The organism is Oceanimonas sp. CAM02 (assembly GCF_032842915.1).
Lineage (GTDB): Bacteria > Pseudomonadota > Gammaproteobacteria > Enterobacterales > Aeromonadaceae > Oceanimonas > Oceanimonas smirnovii.
On sequence record NZ_JAWJBK010000005.1, the window covers coordinates 1 to 15824 of the forward strand.

Annotated in this window: 15 protein-coding genes; 6 read left to right on the forward strand and 9 right to left on the reverse strand. The window is 58.2% G+C overall.

Annotated features, from left to right (window positions below):
* Positions 1 to 181 precede the first annotated feature (181 nt).
* Positions 182 to 2017 (reverse strand): translational GTPase TypA, encoded by a 1836-nt coding sequence (gene typA, locus R0I78_RS01515; RefSeq protein WP_019934698.1) that lies wholly within the window; start codon positions 2015 to 2017, stop codon positions 182 to 184.
* A 470-nt stretch (positions 2018 to 2487) separates the two neighbouring features.
* Here typA and glnA point away from each other — a divergent pair, with 470 nt between their 5' ends.
* The gene (gene glnA / locus R0I78_RS01520) at positions 2488 to 3891 is read left to right on the forward strand and encodes a glutamate--ammonia ligase (RefSeq protein ID WP_317074097.1); all 1404 of its coding nucleotides are present in this window, start codon (positions 2488 to 2490) and stop codon (positions 3889 to 3891) included.
* Positions 3892 to 4116: 225 nt separating this feature from the next.
* Here glnA and R0I78_RS01525 read toward each other — a convergent pair whose 3' ends face one another.
* Genes R0I78_RS01525 through slyA form a run of 3 tightly spaced genes read right to left on the reverse strand, consistent with a single transcriptional unit; the run spans position 4117 to position 6631 of the window.
* A complete protein-coding gene (locus R0I78_RS01525; RefSeq protein WP_317074098.1) occupies positions 4117 to 5130 on the reverse strand; it encodes a DUF2955 domain-containing protein in 1014 nt (337 codons plus the stop codon).
* Between the two features lie 5 nt (positions 5131 to 5135).
* On the reverse strand, positions 5136 to 6185 hold the full coding sequence (locus tag R0I78_RS01530; protein ID WP_317074051.1) for an HlyD family secretion protein: 1050 nt from the start codon (positions 6183 to 6185) through the stop codon (positions 5136 to 5138).
* Complete coding sequence (gene slyA, locus R0I78_RS01535) at positions 6182 to 6631, reverse strand: transcriptional regulator SlyA (protein WP_317074052.1); 450 nt, start codon at positions 6629 to 6631, stop codon at positions 6182 to 6184. Before slyA ends, R0I78_RS01530 begins: the two co-directional genes overlap by 4 nt.
* A 207-nt stretch (positions 6632 to 6838) precedes the next feature.
* Here slyA and glnL point away from each other — a divergent pair, with 207 nt between their 5' ends.
* Genes glnL through add form a run of 3 tightly spaced genes read left to right on the forward strand, consistent with a single transcriptional unit; the run spans position 6839 to position 10364 of the window.
* Positions 6839 to 7888 carry a nitrogen regulation protein NR(II) gene (gene glnL, locus R0I78_RS01540; RefSeq protein ID WP_317074053.1) on the forward strand — a complete coding sequence of 350 codons (1050 nt, stop codon included), beginning with the start codon at positions 6839 to 6841 and terminating at the stop codon, positions 7886 to 7888.
* Between the two features lie 10 nt (positions 7889 to 7898).
* The gene (gene glnG / locus R0I78_RS01545) at positions 7899 to 9332 is read left to right on the forward strand and encodes a nitrogen regulation protein NR(I) (protein ID WP_317074054.1); all 1434 of its coding nucleotides are present in this window, start codon (positions 7899 to 7901) and stop codon (positions 9330 to 9332) included.
* Between the two features lie 33 nt (positions 9333 to 9365).
* Positions 9366 to 10364: an adenosine deaminase gene (gene add, locus R0I78_RS01550; protein WP_317074055.1), complete on the forward strand. Its 999-nt coding sequence runs from the start codon at positions 9366 to 9368 to the stop codon at positions 10362 to 10364.
* A gap of 108 nt (positions 10365 to 10472) precedes the next feature.
* Here the strand turns inward: add and hemN are convergent, their stop codons facing one another.
* The 5 genes from hemN to R0I78_RS01575 are packed head-to-tail and all read right to left on the reverse strand — an operon-like array spanning position 10473 to position 14179.
* Positions 10473 to 11840 carry an oxygen-independent coproporphyrinogen III oxidase gene (gene hemN / locus R0I78_RS01555; protein ID WP_317074056.1) on the reverse strand — a complete coding sequence of 456 codons (1368 nt, stop codon included), beginning with the start codon at positions 11838 to 11840 and terminating at the stop codon, positions 10473 to 10475.
* A gap of 14 nt (positions 11841 to 11854) precedes the next feature.
* A complete protein-coding gene (locus R0I78_RS01560; protein ID WP_317074057.1) occupies positions 11855 to 12313 on the reverse strand; it encodes a DUF2489 domain-containing protein in 459 nt (152 codons plus the stop codon).
* A complete protein-coding gene (yihI, locus tag R0I78_RS01565; RefSeq protein ID WP_317074058.1) occupies positions 12310 to 12861 on the reverse strand; it encodes a Der GTPase-activating protein YihI in 552 nt (183 codons plus the stop codon). The genes R0I78_RS01560 and yihI overlap by 4 nt, the downstream gene beginning before the upstream one ends.
* A complete protein-coding gene (locus R0I78_RS01570; protein WP_317074059.1) occupies positions 12858 to 13517 on the reverse strand; it encodes a class I SAM-dependent methyltransferase in 660 nt (219 codons plus the stop codon). The genes yihI and R0I78_RS01570 overlap by 4 nt, the downstream gene beginning before the upstream one ends.
* 44 nt (positions 13518 to 13561) lie before the next feature.
* Positions 13562 to 14179, reverse strand: coding sequence for a c-type cytochrome (locus tag R0I78_RS01575; RefSeq protein ID WP_026344787.1), 618 nt, complete (start codon positions 14177 to 14179; stop codon positions 13562 to 13564).
* A gap of 208 nt (positions 14180 to 14387) precedes the next feature.
* Here R0I78_RS01575 and yihA point away from each other — a divergent pair, with 208 nt between their 5' ends.
* Both yihA and rsuA read left to right on the forward strand, forming a co-directional pair.
* Positions 14388 to 14960 (forward strand): ribosome biogenesis GTP-binding protein YihA/YsxC, encoded by a 573-nt coding sequence (gene yihA / locus R0I78_RS01580; RefSeq protein ID WP_410506563.1) that lies wholly within the window; start codon positions 14388 to 14390, stop codon positions 14958 to 14960.
* Positions 14960 to 15646, forward strand: coding sequence for a 16S rRNA pseudouridine(516) synthase RsuA (rsuA, locus tag R0I78_RS01585; RefSeq protein ID WP_317074061.1), 687 nt, complete (start codon positions 14960 to 14962; stop codon positions 15644 to 15646). Before yihA ends, rsuA begins: the two co-directional genes overlap by 1 nt.
* Positions 15647 to 15824: the final 178 nt, after the last annotated feature.

The window sequence follows — 15824 nt, forward strand, 5'->3', positions numbered from 1 at the left end:
TCTGACTTCCTATGGCTTCCTTCAGACCCTGCCGTTGGCCCGCAGCGCCCTTGCCATTCGGATTATCTTCCCCTCAGTCAGGGTGATTCAGGTTTCTTTCAACCTGACGGGTTTGCCAGCTTCGCTGGGCAAACAAAAAAAGGACGCCGAAGCGTCCTCTTGTATGTTCACTGAAGTCTTATCAGCCGCGGCCGGCGCGCTTACGCTCGTTTTCGGTCAGCAGACGCTTACGAATACGAATATGGTTGGGAGTAACCTCTACCAGCTCGTCGTCGTCGATAAATTCCAGTGCCTGCTCCAGGGTCATTTTGATCGGCGGCACCAGGGTCAGCGCCTCATCGGTGCCGGCGGCACGAATGTTGGTCAGCTGCTTGCCCTTGAGGCAGTTTACAGTCAGGTCGTTGGAGCGGTTATGAATGCCGATGATCATGCCTTCATACACTTCGGTGGCATGCTCGATAAACAGACGGCCACGCTCCTGCAGGTTGAACAGCGCATAAGCCAGCGCCTTGCCCTTGCCATTGGAGATCAGTACACCGTTGTTGCGCTGACCAATGTTACCACCCTTATGCGGACCATAATGGTCAAAGGTGTGATACATCAGGCCGGAGCCGGAGGTCAGGGTCATAAACTCGGTCTGAAAGCCGATCAGGCCCCGGGCCGGAATCATAAAGTCGATGCGCACGCGACCCTTGCCATCCGGCACCATGTCGGTCATTTCGGCCTTGCGCTCACCCAGTTTCTCCATAATGGAGCCCTGGCTGTCTTCTTCAATGTCTACGGTCAGGGTTTCAAAGGGTTCAAGCAACTCGCCGTTTTCTTCTTTCAGAATTACTTCAGGGCGGGATACCGCCAGCTCAAAGCCTTCACGACGCATGTTCTCGATCAGAATGCCCAGATGCAGCTCACCCCGGCCGGACACGCGGAACTTGTCGGGATCGCCGGTTTCTTCTACCCGCAGGGCCACGTTGTGCACCAGCTCCTGGGTCAGACGCTCCAGAATATTACGTGACGTCACAAACTTGCCGTCCTGACCGGCAAAAGGTGAAGTATTCACCTGGAAGGTCATGGTCACGGTGGGCTCATCTACCGACAGCGGCGGCAGGGCTTCTACCGCACCGGCAGCACAGACGGTATCGGAGATTTTCAGCTCACCCAGACCGGTAATGGCCACTATGTCGCCGGCAGAGGCTTCGGTCACATCGTGACGCTGCAGGCCCAGATAACCCATTACCTGGCCCACTTTACCGTTGCGGGTTTTGCCATCGGCACCGATCACGGTCACCTGCTGGTTGACCTTGACGGTACCGCGCTTGATGCGGCCCACGCCGATAACACCCACGTAGGAGGAGTAGTCGAGCTGGGAGATCTGCATCTGCAGGGAGCCTTCCGGATCCGCGTCGGGTACCGGCACCTGATCCACTATGGTCTGGAACAGGGTGGTCATGTCTTCGGTGCGCTCATCGGCGTCGAGCGAAGCCCAGCCATTCAGGCCGGAGGCGTACACTACCTGAAAGTCGAGCTGATCATCAGTAGCACCCAGGTTGTCGAACAGATCAAATACCTGATCCATTACCCAGTCAGGACGGGCACCGGGCTTGTCTACCTTGTTAATGATAACGATGGGCTTGAGACCCTGAGCAAACGCCTTTTGAGTTACAAAGCGGGTTTGCGGCATGGGGCCTTCCTGCGCGTCTACCAGCAGCAGCACAGAGTCTACCATGGACATTACCCGCTCTACTTCGCCGCCAAAATCGGCGTGTCCGGGAGTATCCACGATATTGATGCGATATTCCTGACCATCCGGAGAAGTCCAGCGAATGGCGGTGTTTTTGGCCAGAATGGTAATACCGCGCTCGCGCTCGATATCGTTGGAGTCCATCACGCGCTCTTCGGCTTCGCCACGGCTTTCCAGGGTGCCGGACTGCTGCAGCAGCTTGTCGACCAGGGTGGTTTTACCGTGGTCAACGTGCGCGATAATGGCAATGTTTCTCAGATTATTGATTTCAGCTGACATTAAGTTCTTTCGCTCGCATATTTTGAGGCGGGCACAGGCGGTGCAGCCGCTCTCTGAAGGTGTCCGGCGCCAATAACTGCAGCGGACCCAAATAAAAAAGGGCTGCAAATTGTACACGCTTTAGCCGCTTCAATATACGCTTTTCTCATTTTTCATACATGGGGTGCGCTGACGTGCCGACAAAGCAGACCCGAAACGATCCTTGTTTTCTCCATGAATGGTATTATGCAGCAAGATGAAAGACGTCTGGCTGCACCAGAATGGCGCAGCCGGATAAGATCGCACTAAAAAGACTCACTAACGCACCAAATTGGTGCAATGCGAAAGATGAAGAATACAGAACCGTAATATTTAATGCTTAAATTACAAAAGCTTAGCAAGATGGCACGGTTCTGGCTTAAGAAATCACAACTGATGAATTTGTTCATCAGACCCTGGATGTTAATTTTTGGAGGTCGAAACCCATGTCAATTGAATCCGTAATGGACATGATCAAGGAACACGATGTCAAATTCATCGATATGCGCTTTACCGATATCAAAGGCAAAGAGCAGCACATCAGCCTGCCGGTAAGCCAGGTAAACGATGACTTCTTTGAAGAAGGCAAGATGTTTGACGGCTCATCCATGACCGCATGGAAGACCATTCACGAGTCAGACATGGTGCTGATGCCGGATCCGTCTACTGCCGTGATGGACCCCTTCACCGAAGATGCCACCCTCAATATTCGCTGTGACGTGCTCGAGCCTGCCACCATGCAGGGCTACGACCGTGATCCCCGCTCCATTGCCCGCCGCGCCGAGGAATATCTGGTGTCTACCGGCATTGCCGATACCGTGCTGATTGGCCCGGAGCCGGAATTCTTCATGTTCGACGACGTGCGTTTTCATACCGACATGGCCGGCAGCTTTTTCAAGGTGGACGACTCCGAAGCCAAGTGGAACTCAGGCCGTGATTATGCCGAAGGCAACAAGGGCCACCGCCCCGGCGTAAAAGGCGGTTATTTCCCGGTAGCTCCCATCGACTCTTCCCACGACATTCGCTCTGCCATGTGTCTGGTAATGGAAGAAATGGGTCTGGTAGTGGAAGCGCACCACCACGAGGTGGCTACCGCCGGCCAGAACGAAATTGCCTGCAAATTCAACACCCTGACCAAAAAAGCCGACGAAATTCAGATCTACAAATACGTAGTGCATAACGTGGCTCACGCCTTTAACAAGACCGCCACCTTTATGCCCAAGCCACTGGTAGGTGATAACGGCTCCGGCATGCATGTGCACCAGTCTCTGGGCAAAAACGGCGAAAACCTGTTTGCCGGTGATCTGTACGGCGGCCTGTCGGAAATGGCGCTGTACTATATCGGCGGCATTATCAAGCACGCCCGCGCCCTGAACGCCATCACCAACCCGGCCACCAACTCCTATCGTCGTCTGGTGCCCGGCTTTGAAGCCCCGGTGATGCTGGCCTACTCCGCCCGCAACCGCTCTGCGTCCATTCGGATTCCGCTGGTGGGCTCACCCAAGGCCCGTCGCATCGAGACCCGCTTCCCGGATCCGGCCGCCAACCCCTACCTGTGCTTCGCGGCTCTGCTGATGGCCGGCCTGGACGGTATTCAGAACAAGATCCACCCGGGCGATGCCATGGACAAGGATCTGTACGACCTGCCCGCCGAAGAAGCTGCCGAGATCCCGACCGTGGCCACCTCGCTGGACAACGCCCTGGACAACCTGGATCAGGATCGCGAATTCCTGACCCGCGGCGGCGTCTTCTCCGACGAGTTCATCGATGCCTACATCAAGCACAAGCGCGTGGAAACCGAGACCATCAATATGGCGGTACACCCGCTGGAGTTTGACCTGTACTACTCCGTTTAACTGAATAGCTGAAAGCGAAAAGCTGGAAGTGAAAAGCCCGGGAAACCGGGCTTTTTTGTTTTTACTTCCGGCTTGCAGGGCACGCCGATATTGCCCGAAGCAGCAGCGGGGATTATCGAAGCCGACCGTCAAATGTCATGGATGACATTTGCCGAGCGCCCCATGGATGGGCTCGAAGCGTGTCGGCGGAGTGCAACCGCGCTGCTGCTTCGCTGTGCACAAATTTCAAAGAACCTGATGCCGGGTAGACGGAAACAGATTAAGCAGTTTATGCACCAGATAGACGCAGCACAGGGTCACCAGAATGGCGATCGTCATTGAGCTCATGCGATAGAGGGCGCTGAACACCAGATCATGCTCCGGCGAGACATACTGGCCGAACAGAATGCCCACCGTGGTCAGGCCGGCAAAGCCGATGCCGGGCATGGCCTCCCTAGCATGCAGCCGGGCAAACACCATGGCGCAAATCCAGAACGCCAACCCCAGCAGCAACAGGTTGTGGTAATGGTCATACAGCACCAGCTGAAACAACAGGCCCGCCGAGCAGCCCAGCAGGGTGCCAATGCAGCGGGCCCGGCCCGAGACCACGGCACCGGCATAGCTCATGGGAAACAACACCAGCACTGTGGCCGCCTGAGCCGACAGCGAGTCCACCAGATCCACCATCTGAAACACCACAAAACTGAAGGTGGCCACTATGGCGCCCAGCAGGGCCTGATGGCGCAGCACATTGTCGCTTTTTTCCGGCAGTGCCCGGGCCACCGGCGGCTCACGGTTTGGCAGCAGGGCATAGAGCAGGGCCGCCACCGCCACCGACAAACAGGACGCCGCTATATTGCTGGCGGCCATATCGGCCAGATGAAACTGCGGGTAGCTGGCAAAGTGCAGCATAATGCTGAGGCTGACACAGCCGCTGGCACCAAACAGCATCAGCGGTCCTTTGGCCATCAGATAAAAGCGCCATAAAAACAGCATAAACACCACCAGGGTATAAACCGGTGGCCAGTGCCCCAGCAGACCCGGCAGCAGCATCACCTCCAGCGAGGTAAGCACAGACGAGCCGATAAACTGCAGCACCACAAAGCGGTTGAATACCGGCACCATGCCCAGCAGCAGCATGGGATAAACGGTAAAAAACACCCCCATCTGGGAGTCGGTTATCTTGGCAATCAGCATGCCCACGGTGCTGCCAAGAGCAACGCGTAAACAGCCCCTGAGTTTATCGTCGGTAAAGGTCATGGCGCTTAATACAGATAACGGAACTGACTGACCAGCCACAGCTGCACCCAGCCAAGACCATGCAGCCAGCTGCCCGACTCGGGAAACAACTGCACCGTGGCCCGGGCACCGGTGGCCAGGCCCGGCACCGGCTCGTCCAGGGCAATATGCACCCGCAGGCGCTGGGCATCGCGCACCCAACGGTCGGAGTTTTCCGGTTGCACCAGCTGGCCGTCGGCCTGCTGCTGACCATGACGCACGCCGCTGTCGATGCTGCTGACATGGGCATCAAAAATTTGTCCGGGCAGGGCATCAAACACCACCCCGGCTTTGGTGCCGGCAGTCACATGACGCAGGGTTTTTTCCCGCAGGTCGGCAAGCACCGTCAATTCGTTGGAAATCAGCGCCAGCAGCGGCTGGCCGGCCTGAGCCTGTACGCCTTCCTGCAATTGCAGATTACCGATACGACCGGCCATTTCTGCCTTGACCCGAGTGCGCTGCAGCGCCAGCCGGGCCTGCTCATGGGCATTGTTGGCCTGCTTGTGAGCCAGTTCGGCGGCCGCCAGCGCCTGTCTGGCTTCCTGCTGCCGCGCCTGTACCGCCTGCAGCGCACTGCTGGCCTGCTGTGCCTGATTACGGGCCTGCTCCGCCTGCTGCACCGACATATGCCCCAGCCGATGCAGCCGCTCCAGACGACTGGCCTCGCGGGAGAGTTCCTCGGCCCGCAGCCGGGCCTGTTCAGTCTCTGCCTTTATGCTGGCCATGGCCGCCTGCTGCCGCTCTCTGTCGGCACTGGCCAGCTGTTGCTGCAATGCCGCCCGATCCAGCGCCAGCTGATAATCGGTGTCGTCCAGGGTAAACAGCAGATCACCGGCGTTCACCTGCTGGTTATTACTGACCGCTACCCGCTCCACCTGTCCCGCTACTCTGGGTGCCACCGACAGCACGGGTCTGTGCGCCTGCGCCTGGGGAGTGATGGGAGCGAAGTTATCGATCAGCACAAAATACACCAGCAGCACGCCAAAGGTGACCAGCGCGATACGCACCCAGCGGTTAAAACTTTGCTCCGCGCTCATTCGGTCTCCTGTTTCGCGTTCAGTTGTTGGTTTATTTTTCGCAGATTGGCACTGATATGGCACACCATGCGCTCCAGCTCCGCCAGCTCGGCCTCGCTCAGCCCCTCCAGCACCTGCTGTCGAGTATGGTCCAGTACAGCATCCATTTCCGTTAACAAGGGGGTGACTACCGGCGTTAAATGCACGGTTTTGCCGCGTCTGTCGTTGACACAGGGCCGGCGCTCCACCAGCCCCAGCTGTTCCAGCCCGTCCAGGGTGCGCACCAGCGACGGGCTTTCCACGCCCACACTGCGGGCCAGCCGGTGCTGCTGAATGCCGTCTTCCTGCTGCAGATGAGTCAGGGTGATCCAGCGGCTCTGGGTCAGCCCAAGGGGCTTGAGCCGCTCATCATTGATCAGCCGCCACTGGCGAACCAGACCGGACAGGGCCATACCCAATGTTTTCATGGTGCACTCCAAATTAGTTAGCTAGCTAATTATATTCATGCTATCAATTGATACAATCATCATCAGAGAGGTCGGGCAAGCTTTTTGCAGAGTTTTATCAACGAGGCTGAAAAGCCGGTCTGATTGCACCATTTTGTGGCAACCCTGGCCCCATGGGTTACACTGCTTGCACTAAGTTGGTGCGCTCGCATTCACCAAGGACAGCCTGTGAACAACCCGATCAACATTCAGACCATTATCGACAGCCAGCTGACTGCGGTGCTGGTGGTAGACGGCGATCTGGTGGTGCACTTTGCCAACACCGCCGCCGAGCAGCTGCTGACCCTGAGCAAACGCCGGCTGAAAGACGCCCGGCTGGATCAGCTGGTGGAAGATATCTCCCTCGATATGCGCCGTATTCAGCGTTGCATTGAGCTGGAGCAGAGCTTTACCAACAGTGAAGTACAAATCGTGATTGACGGCCTGCCCCGCTGGGTGGATGTGAGCGTGACCGCCTTTACCCTGAACCGGCGTATTCTGGCGTTGATGGAGCTGCGGCTCATCGACCAGCAAAAGAAAATCAGCCAGGAATTGCAGCAGCGGGCGCAGCAGCAGGCTGCCCGGGAGCTGGTGCGGGGCCTGGCTCACGAGATAAAGAATCCGCTGGGCGGCCTGCGCGGTGCCGCCCAGCTGCTGGAGCGGGAGCTGGAAAAGGAAGAGCTGAAGGAATTCACTCATCTGATCATTGCCCAGGCCGATCGGCTGCGTAACCTGGTAGACCGGCTGCTGGGCCCGCAGCGGCCGGGCAAGCGGGAAGTGATTAACCTGCATTCGGTGCTGGAGCAGGTGCGCCGGCTGGTCAGCATGGACATGGCCCCGGGCATCAGTCTGGTGCGGGATTATGACCCCAGCATTCCCGACCTTGAAGCCGACCCCGAGCAACTGCAACAGGCGCTGCTGAATATGGTGCGCAACGCCGTTGATGCACTGGGGGATCATGGCCACATTACCCTGCGCACCCGCACCGCCTTTCAGGTGATGCTGCAGGGCAAGCGCTACCGGCTGGCCGCTGAAATACGCATTATCGATGACGGCCCGGGCATTCCTGCCGCCCTGCAAGACACTTTGTTCTACCCCATGGTCACCGGCAAGGAAGGCGGCACCGGCCTTGGGCTGTCCATTGCTCAGGAGCTGATCCACCAGCACCAGGGCCGTATTGAGTGCCAGAGCCGGCCCGGACATACCGAATTTATTATTTATCTGCCACTATCACGATAGGAGCACTTTTATGGCTGACATGATTTGGGTCGTGGACGACGACAGCTCCATTCGCTGGGTACTGGAGCGGGCACTGGCTCAGGCCGGCTTTGAGAGCCGCAGCTTTGAAGACGGTGAAAGCGTGCTCGACGCCCTGAGCAGCGCTCACCCCGAGGTGGTGATTTCCGATATTCGCATGGGCGGCATGGATGGCCTGACGTTGCTGGGAGCCATTCATCAGCGCGTGCCCGGCCTGCCGGTGATTATCATGACCGCCCATTCGGATCTCGACAGCGCGGTTAATGCCTATCAGCGTGGTGCCTTTGAGTATTTGCCCAAGCCCTTTGATATTGACGACGCCGTAGCCCTGGTGCAGCGGGCCGTGGCCTTTGTAAAGGAAAGCCGGCACAAGCTGCCCACCGGTCAGGCAGAGGCGGTGCGCACCCCGGAAATTATTGGTGAAGCGCCGGCCATGCAGGAAGTGTTTCGCGCCATTGGCCGGCTGGCCCGCTCTTCCATTTCGGTATTGATTAACGGCCAGAGCGGCACCGGCAAGGAGCTGGTGGCCCATGCCCTGCACAAGCACAGCCCCAGAGCGACCCAGCCCTTTATTGCCCTGAACATGGCGGCCATTCCAAAAGACTTGATCGAATCGGAACTGTTCGGCCATGAAAAGGGGGCCTTTACCGGTGCCAACAACGTGCGCCGGGGCCGTTTTGAGCAGGCCGACGGCGGCACCCTGTTTCTGGATGAAATTGGCGATATGCCGCTGGATATTCAGACCCGGCTGCTGCGGGTGCTGGCCGACGGCCAGTTTTACCGGGTAGGAGGCCATCAGCCTATCAAGGTGGATGTGCGCATTATTGCCGCCACTCATCAGGATCTGGAAAGAAAGGTCGCCGGCGGCGACTTTCGGGAAGACCTGTTTCACCGCCTGAACGTGATCCGCGTGCATATGCCGGCCCTGAAAGAGCGGCGGGAAGATATTCCCCGGCTGGCCAGACATTTTCTTGGGCTGGCGGCGGCAGAGCTGGGGGTCGATGCCAAAACCCTGCATGCCGATACGCAACGCCTGCTGCAGCAACTGCCCTGGCCCGGCAATGTGCGCCAGCTGGAAAACGTGTGTCGCTGGCTGACGGTGATGGCATCGGGCCAGGAGGTGCTGGTGTCGGATCTGCCACCGGAACTGATGAAACAGGAAGCCGGGCCGGCACCCAAAGCCACAACTCAACCCACAGACTGGCGGCAGGCCCTGAAATACTGGGCGACCCATGAGCTGGCTCAGGGGCGCAAGGATCTGCTGGCAGAAGCCATGCCGGAGTTTGAGCGTATTTTACTCGACTGCGCTCTGGCCCGAAGCGGCGGCCACAAACAGGAAGCCGCCCGCCTGCTGGGCTGGGGCCGCAACACCCTGACCCGCAAGCTGAAAGAGCTGCAGCCGGAAGAATCGGCGACAAAGGAGTAAGCTTTACGGTGTCATTCTTACACAGGAGTTTTTATGATCGACCCCAGCCTGCCGCTTATCGATTTACATCGTCATCTAGACGGTAATATTCGTCCGGCCACCATACTGGAGCTGGGCCGGGCCTTTGATCTGAGCCTGCCCGGCAATACGCTGAGCGAGCTGCTGCCCCATGTGCAAGTACAGGGCAACACGCCGGATTTATTGTCGTTTCTGGCCAAGCTCGACTGGGGCGTAAAGGTGCTGGGCAACTACGATGCCTGCCGCCGGGTGGCTTATGAAAATGTGGAAGATTTGCTCAGCGCCGGCATCGACTATGCCGAGCTGCGCTTCAGCCCGGGTTATATGGCCATGAACCATGGCCTTGATCCTCAAGGGGTGGTGGAAGCGGTATGTGACGGCGTGGCGGCCGGCAGCCGGGATGTTGGCGTGCCGGTAAAACTCATTGGCATTATGAGCCGCACCTTTGGCAAAGCCGCCTGCGAGCAGGAGCTGAATGCCTGTCTGGCTCACGCCGGCAAACTGGTGGCCATGGATCTGGCCGGCGACGAAGGCGGTTTTCCCGGAGAGCTGTTTACCGAGCATTTTAACCGAGTGCGGGACGCCGGCCTGGCCGTGACCGTGCACGCCGGTGAGGCCGCCGGCAGCGCCAGCGTCTGGCAGGCGGTGCGGGAGCTGGGCGCGGTGCGCATTGGTCACGGCGTGCGGGCAGTGGAAGACGAGGCGCTGCTCGATTATCTGGCAAAGCACCACATCGGCATTGAGTCTTGCCTGACGTCCAACCTGCAGACCAGCACAGTGTCTGATCTCGCTCATCACCCCATTCACCGTTTTCTGGAAAAAGGCATTCCGGTTTGCCTGAACACGGACGACCCGGCAGTGGAAGGCATAGAGCTGCGCCACGAATACCACAGCGCTGCCAGCGCCGCCGGTCTCACCTCGCAGCAACGCCGCCAATGCCAGGAGAATGCCCTTAATATGGCCTTTATCAGCTCGCAAGAAAGAGCCGCGCTGCTGCTTAAAACACAGCCATAAGCTGTCAGCTATAAGCAACCCGGGCCGTTTGCAATATGTGCGCACGGCCCAGAATTATTTAGTTTTACTTACAGCTTAAAGCTGATCGCTTACAGCTTTCTTTTTTGGTTAAATCACTCGCGAGAACTGCTGGCGGCGGGCCTGCTTGCGCAAGTGCACGTCAAAGCACATGCAGATGTTGCGGATCAGCAGCCGGCCTTTGGGGGTCACGCTGATGCGACCGGCTTCACGTACCACCAGACCGTCGTCCACAAAGGTCTGCAGCAGCTCGAAATCCTCGGCGAAATAGTCATTGAAGATGATGCCGTATTGCGCCTCAAGGGGCGCGAATTCCAGCTCGAAGTTACAGATTAAGGTCTTGATCAGATCACGGCGCAGGCAGTCATCCTGGTTCAGGGCATAGCCAACACTCTGGGCATGACCCAGTTCATCAAGCTGAGCGTAATACTCTTTCAGATCCTTGAGGTTCTGGGAGTAGGCATCGCCGATCATGCTGATGGAGGAGACTCCCAGCCCCAGCAGATCACATTCACCCTGAGTGGTATAGCCCTGAAAGTTGCGGTGCAGCTTGCCGTGGCGCTGAGCCACCGCCAGGCTGTCGTCGGGCAGGGCAAAGTGATCCATGCCGATAAACTGATAGCCCTGCCCGGTAAGATAGCGAATGCTGTCCTGCAGCATAGAAAGCTTTACCGCCGGTGCCGGCATATCTTCGTCTTTCAGTTTGCGCTGGGCAGAGAAACGGCTGGGCAGGTGGGCATAGTTGAATACCGACAACCGTGCCGGCTGCATGGCCACCACCTGCTCCAGGGTATGATGAAAACTTTCCTTGGTCTGCAACGGCAGGCCGTAGATCAAATCCAGATTGGTGGACTCCAGCCCCAGCTCATTGGCCCGGGCCACCAGCGCCTTGATAAAGTCGTTGTCCTGCTCCCGGTTCACCACCTTTTGCACGTCTTTATTAAAGTCCTGCACGCCCAGGCTGATGCGGTTAAAGCCTTCCGCCTTGAGCACATCGAGCAGCTCCAGCTCAATACGGCGGGGGTCAATTTCAATACTGAACTCGCCTTCATTAGCAAAGTGAAAGTGCCGGCGCAGCAGGCCGTTCAGCCGCTGAATTTGCGGTGCAGTGAGAAACGTGGGGGTGCCACCGCCCCAGTGCAGCTGGGTCACAGTGCGGCTGGCAAAACGCGGTGCCATGGCCTCGATTTCCCGCTCCAGATAGTCCAGATAGATATCGGCCTTGCCCTGATGACGGGTAATGACCTTGTTGCAGCCACAGTAGTAACAAAGCTTGTGGCAGAACGGAATATGCACATAAAGCGACAGCGGACGCTCTGGGTAGCGGGCGGCAGCGGCGTCGAACTCGGCCATGCCAAAGTCACTGTTAAACTCGAGGGCGGTAGGATAGGAAGTATACCGCGGCCCCGAGTAATTATATTTTTCGATGAGGGCCTGATCCCACTCGATGATTGACATTGTCTCCTCCCCGGTCAGCGACCAGGCAGTTCCATCGTTGCCAGGCGCTCGACCTCAATTTTTATGGTGGCTTCCAGCTCGCCTTCATGGCCGGCTCGCTGCAGATCCTGGCGCATGCGCTCATTGCGTTTGAGTTGCTTGCGGGCCTCGTGGGTCGGCAGCTCTTTCACTCTGTCATAGAGATCGTAGAGGCCGGGATAGTCCTCGGCAAAGCTTTTGGGCTGGTCAAACTGCAGGGCATTCAGCAGGTTGGTCAGACGAATGGCCCCTTCCGACAGGTTGCACTGGTCTTCTTTTACCGCCTTGGCAATCACTCGCACACTTTCCAGAATGCGGTCGTTGCGTTTGGCAATGGCCTGCTGCCGGAATTGAGTTTGCTGGCGCAAGCGCGCCAGCAAACTGCCTGCATATACGGCCAGCCCCACTATGATGACGCCGCCCGCGAGGGCGGCAATCAGCCAGGGTGAGATCATGACTTGTCTTCCTCTTTGCGATATTGAGCAGGATCAAGCTCGGCGTCCATAAAGCGATCCCAGAGGTCATCGCCGGGCTCGCCGTCGTCTTCTTCCTCTTCATCCAGCAGGCCGAGCTGCTCCAGCAGCTGCTGATGGCGGGCCAGGGTACGGTCTAGCCAGCTTTTGTCTTCCTTGCTGAGCTTGTCGCCTTCTTCCACTCTGTCGAGCAGGGTGTTGAGCCGCTCGTCATTTTCCAGCTGCTCCAGCTCCTGCTCGGGGCTGAGTTCAGGCCTGGCCACCGGCTTGGCACGGGCCACTGCCGCCTGTTGCTGCTGGTTATCTTCCTGCACCAGTGCCACCGGCTTGCGGGAGCCCAGGCGCGGATCCTGAGCGGATTTCTGATGGTTGCCGCCCTGCTTGCCGCCTTCCACATTATGGCGGGAGCCCGGGGCCAGGCCTTTACGTTTGGCCTTGCGCTTGCGCTCCCTGCTCTGCTCGGCGGTTTCGCGGTTTTCCTTGCGGGCACCGATACGACCCGGAGTACGGGCCTTCTTGATACGTGTCATAACGACTCCGGTTTGTGCAGAAGAATGACATCGGCACCGATAAATTCGATGCCGAGCCCGTCCCGTGCTGCCAGCCACATAAAGGTGTCGCGGCTGAAAAAGCAGACATGGGTGGGATCCTGTTTATAATGCCAGGTGGCAAAGGCCGCCTGGTCCCGGGCCAGCTTGGTCATTACTCCCAGCCAGCCACCCGGTTTAAGCATGGTCAGCAAGCGCTGCCATTCCCGCCCGGGGTGATAAAAATGCTCGATTGCCTCGGTACAGGTTACAAAATCATACTGCTGCTGCAACCGTTCAGGGTAATCCGCATAGTAAGGGTCATAGGTGCTGACCGTAAAGCCTGCCTCATTAAACATGGCGGCCAGCGCCGGTCCGGGCCCACAGCCAAAATCCAGCCCTGCGCTGCCCGCGGCCAGGCGGGCCATCAGCGGACTGGCCAGCCGGCTTAAAAAGCGCCGGTAACCGGTATCCTGAGCATCATTCTGATGCAGATCATACTCGGCCTTTTCTGCATTTTGAGTCAGCCGGGCGGCGGGCTCCACAAAAATCAGCCGGCAGCGGGCGCATTGGTAATAGGCTCGGTGATCCTGATAAAACAAACTGTGACTGGAGGCGGCGCAAAGCGGGCAGCAAAAGGCAGGGGAAGGAGCAGACATCAACAAACCAGAAAAGTGAGGGGCCGTCCGGCCCCCGTCATCAATCAGTGCAGACCAGCCACATACTGGGACAGCACAGCAATATCGTCGTCGGTCAGCTTGGTGGCGATATCGCGCATCATGCCGTTCGGATCGTTATTGCGTTCGCCGCTGCGGAACATTTCCAGCTGAGACTTGATGTAAGCCGGGTGCTGGCCGCTCAGGCTGGGGAATTTGGCAGACTCCAGGCCTTCGCCGCGGGGACCGTGGCAGGCAATACAGGCAGTAATGCCGCGCTCGATGTCACCACCCTGATACAGGGCAGAACCACGCTCAACCACCTCTTCTGCAACCGGTACCGGCGTAATGGCCTGAGTCGCATAATAGGCGGCCAGATCGGCCATGTCCTGCTCGGACAGCGGCATGGCCATGCCACCCATGATGGCGTTGGCACGACCGGTGCCACCAGTGGCGGCAGCCTTGAACTCGGCCAGCTGCTTCTCGAGGTAAGAGGCGTGCTGTCCGGCAATTTTCGGATACATGTCGGTCGGGCTGTTACCGTCGCTGCCATGGCAGGCAACACAGGTGGCGGATTTGGCCTTTCCGGCTTCGACATCGCCCTGGGCCTGTGCGGTACCGGCCACTCCGAGCATTAAGGCTAGCGTGAAAACAATTTTTTTCATGACGTTCCGACTTCTCGTTGTTAGAGCTTCCAGATCACATACCTGCAAGGGCATGTTACAATGCGATTCAAAAAACCGCACTATTCTACACAATTTTGCCGGAAAGTAATCAGGGCGACGTCATAACCTCGGGGAATTCACATTGAACAACAACAAGATAAACTTTAATGCCGTCCGCTTTGTTACCAGCGCACCCAACATACGGCAGATGCCGGAAGACACCGGTGTGGAGATTGCCTTTGCCGGCCGCTCTAATGCCGGCAAATCCTCTGCTTTAAACACAATCACCCAGCACAAATCACTGGCCCGCACCAGTAAAACCCCCGGCCGCACTCAGCTGATCAACGTGTTTGAGCTGAGCGAGGGCAAGCGCCTGATCGACCTGCCCGGCTACGGCTACGCCAAGGTGCCGGAAGAAATGAAGCTGAAATGGCAGGAGGCGCTGTCGGAATATCTGCAGCAACGGGACAGCCTCAAGGGGCTGGTGGTGCTGATGGATATTCGCCATCCGCTGAAAGACATCGATCAGCAGCTGCTGCAATGGGCCAGCGACTGCGAGCTGCCGGTACTGGCGCTGCTGACCAAGTGCGACAAGCTGAAATCCGGTGCCCGCAAGGCAGAAGTGCTCAGAGTGCGCGAAGCCGTTGCCATCTTTGGTGGCAGCATTCGGGTTGAAGCCTTCAGCTCGCTCAAGGGGCTGGGCGTGGATCAGGCCAAGGAAGTGCTCACCGAGTGGCTGACGCAGGATGATGACACCACCACTGAAGAAGAACCCGCCTGATGCGCCTGGATCGCTTTTTGTGTGAGGCCACCGGTCTGACCCGCTCTTTAGCCAAAAAGGCGCTGGCCCGGGGCGAGGTCACGGTGAACGGCGAGCTGGTTAAAAAGGGCGATATTAAAATCGACGCTCAGCAGGTGCACCTGGATGGCCGCCTGCTGAGTCTGCAGCCGCCCCGCTACCTTATGCTGCACAAGCCTGAGGGCTATATCAGCGCCACTCAGGACGAGGTACACCCCTGTGTGCTGCAGCTGCTGCCCCCTGAGCTGACCTCAGGCCTGCAATGCGCCGGCCGGCTGGACCTGGACACCACCGGCCTGCTGCTGCTGACCGATGACGGCCAGTGGTCTCACCGGCTGCGCTCGCCCAAACGGGCCTGCCACAAAACCTACCGGGCAGAGCTGGCCGAGCCCCTGGCCGCCGATGCTGCTGCACGCTTTGCCGAAGGCCTGCTGCTGCACGGTGAAGACAAGGCAACCCTGCCTGCCACCCTTGAAATCATCTCGCCCACCCAAGTGCTGCTGACCATACAGGAAGGCAAATACCATCAGGTAAAGCGCATGTTCGCCGCCGTTGGCAACCGGGTCACCGCCCTGCACCGGCTGCAAATCGGCGATATCAAGCTCGACGACGCCCTCGCCGAAGGGGAATGGCGGCACCTGACCGCCGAGGAAGTGGCGTCCGTCTAAAAGCAGCCGGAAGCTTTAAGCCTCCTAATACAACGTAATGCGAAGCATCAGTGCGGTTGCGCTCCGCCGACACGCTTCGAGCCCATCCATGGGACGCTCGGCAAATGTCATCCCTGACATTTGACGGTCGGCTTTGGCAATCCCCACTGCTGCTTCGAGCAGCATCGACGTTGTCTGC